This window comes from Spirillospora sp. NPDC000708, assembly GCF_040299565.1.
Classification (GTDB): Bacteria; Actinomycetota; Actinomycetes; order Streptosporangiales; family Streptosporangiaceae; genus Spirillospora.
The window spans coordinates 1-2,655 of sequence record NZ_JBEPCJ010000212.1 but is presented as its reverse complement, the minus strand read 5'-3'; the positions used below and the strand labels follow the sequence as shown (position 1 = coordinate 2,655).

At 73.6% G+C, this 2,655-nt stretch carries 2 protein-coding genes; both read right to left on the bottom strand.

Features of this window, described 5'->3' with window-relative positions; translation table 11 throughout:
- Positions 1–194 precede the first annotated feature (194 nt).
- A complete protein-coding gene (locus ABT299_RS52470) occupies positions 195–1,121 on the bottom strand; it encodes an LLM class F420-dependent oxidoreductase (protein WP_500255447.1) in 927 nt (308 codons plus the stop codon).
- Between the two features lie 44 nt (positions 1,122–1,165).
- On the bottom strand, positions 1,166–2,329 hold the full coding sequence (locus ABT299_RS52465; RefSeq protein WP_500255446.1) for a hypothetical protein: 1,164 nt from the start codon (positions 2,327–2,329) through the stop codon (positions 1,166–1,168).
- Between the last annotated feature and the right edge of the window lie 326 nt (positions 2,330–2,655).

Here is a 2,655-nt window from a genome sequence, read left to right as displayed (position 1 = left end):
CCGCGCCGCTCTGCTCCCGCCCGCCGCCCCCCCCCCGCCCGCGGTCCCCCCCCCCCCCCCGCAACCCCCCGACAACGCCCCGCGGCGCGCCCGCGCCCCCCGGCGTGGAGCGCACGTCCCGCCGCGGGCCTTCCGCCGTACCAGGCCCGGCGTACCGGGCGCGTCTCGACGAACGGGCGCCGGAGCGGCGCCGGTCAGACCTTGGCCAGCACCTCCGACGCCAGCAGCTCCAGGTGGTCCAGGTCACTCAGGTCGAGGACCTGCAGGTAGAGCCGCTCGGCGCCGAGCTCCCCGAACCGCCCGATCTTCTCCACGATCTCGGCCGGGGTGCCCGCCAGGCCGTTCTCCCGCAGCTCGTCGACCCGGCGGCCGATGGCGTCGGCGCGGCGCGCGATCTCCGCCTCGTCCCGCCCGCAGCAGACGACCTGCGCGGCGGAGTACACCATCGGCTTGGTCCGCCCCGCGTCCCGGCACGCGGCCCGGACCCGGTCGAACGCGCCACCGGTGTCCTCGACCTGGTGGAACGGCACGTTGTACTCGTCGGCGTAGGCGGCGGCCAGGCGCGGCGTCCGCTTCGGCCCGAAACCGCCGAGGATCACCGGCGGGCCGCCCGCCTGCGCCGGCTTCGGCAGCGCGGGCGAGTCCTTGAGCGTGTAGTGCTTCCCGGCGAAGGAGAACGTCTCCCCGTCAGGCGTGCCCCACAGCCCGGTGACGATCCGGATCTGCTCCTCTAGCCGCTCGAACCGCTCGTTCAGGCTGGGGAACGGGATGCCGTAGTGGACGTGCTCCTCCTCGAACCAGCCCGTCCCGATCCCGAAGTCGACGCGGCCGCCGCTCATCTGGTCGACCTGCGCGACGGAGATGGCCAGCGGGCCCGGGTAGCGGAACGTCCCGGCCGTCACCAGGGTGCCGAGCCGGATCCGGCTCGTCTCGCGGGCCAGCGCGCCGAGCGTGACCCAGGAGTCGGTCGGGCCCGGCTCGCCCGACACGTCCCCCATCTTGGTGTAGTGGTCGGAGCGGAAGAACGCGTCGAAGCCGAGGTCCTCCGCCGCCTTGGCGACCGACAGCAGTGTTTCGTAGCTCGCCCCCTGCTGGGGCTCGGTGAAGATCCGTAGACGCATGGGTCCATCCTCGTACGTCCGCGCCCCTGCCCGCGCCGCGGGACCTACCTCCCGACCGCCCGCTTGGACTGCGGCGCGCCCGCCTGCGCCTTCTTCGGCGCCTTCTTCGGCGCGTGCTTCGGCGTTCCCTTCGGTGCGTGCTTCTTGCCCCCGGCCTGCTCGGCGTGGCCCTTCTTCACCGGGCTCTTCTTCACCGGGTTCTTCTGCGCCGTCATCCTGGTGCGGACGGTCGCGGAGTTGTTGCCGGGGCGCGGATCGATGGTCGACGACGTGACCCGCGAGGCGTACTGGAGCACCTTCCCGGCCCGGACGTTCCCGGCCGGCAGCACCTTGAAGCGCAGCGTCCGCGTCTCGCCGGGCCGCAGCGAGCCGACCCCGCACACGAAGCCCCGCCGCTCGGGGACGCATGCGGCGTTCCCGACGAGCAGCCGCACCGGTCCCGACGCGTGGACGAACACGTTCTCGGCCGTGGCCGGGCCCCGGTTGCCGATCTTCAGCTGGTAGGAGATCGGCGCGCCGGCCCGCGCGGTCGCCGGCGCGGTCTTCTGCATGACGAGGTCCGCCGTCCGGGCGACGCGCACCGCCGGGAAGCTCGCGGCGGCGCGCATCCCGCGCCACGTCGCCGTCGCGGGGATCCGGAGCGCCTCGTCCGGCCGGGCGCGCCGGGCGACCTTCGCCCGGATCATCCCGGCGACCGTCTCACCGGGCCGGACGGCGCCGAGATCGCACTCGACCGTCCACCCGCTCACCGCGCAGTCGCGCCGCCCCGACACGAACTCCAGCGACTTCGGCAGCGTCGCGCGGACCACCGCGCGGCCCGCCTTCCCCGGTCCGTTGGCCGTCACCGCGAACGGCCAGTCGTACGTGCGGCCGGGGAGCACGGCCTGGCCGGGACCGCTGGTGTGCAGCCGCACCGACCTGGCCTTCTTCTGCTGCTTGACGGGCTTGCGGTGCGGCGCCGGGCGGGCCCGCCCCTTGCCTTTGCCCTTGCCTTTGCCCTTGTGTCCCTGCCCCTTGCCCTTGCCCTTGTGGCCGTGCTCGCCCTGGTGCCCCTTGCCCTGATGCCCGTGCTGCCCCTTGTGCCCCGACGGGCCTGGGCCGTCGGCCCGCGCGGCCGCGCCCGCGAGCGGCACCACGCCCAGCAGCGGCGCGGCCGCCAGCACCGCGAGCGCCCGCGCGCCGGCGTGCCCCGTCCTCTTCCGCATCATCCTGAAAACCCCCCGTGGCCTGCATTTACGTAGCGGACAGGTCCGTTGTAGCGAGCGGGAGGTAAAGGCGCTAGCGCAACGTGGGCGTGTCGTGACGGAGAGTCACTTCGGGCGGAGCGGTCCGTTCTGGGCGATCCAACCTCGGGAATCTCCTGCGACGAAAAGGGCACAAGCTGTTGAATCGGCAATGACCTGGATCCGAATCATGGAGTTGACATGGCAGTCTTCGGCGTCGACTACGCGTGGGGCCGCCCCGGCGCGTCCGCGCTGAAACGCGCCGGGGCGAAGTTCGCGTGCCGCTACCTCTCGCACGACACCACCGGCAA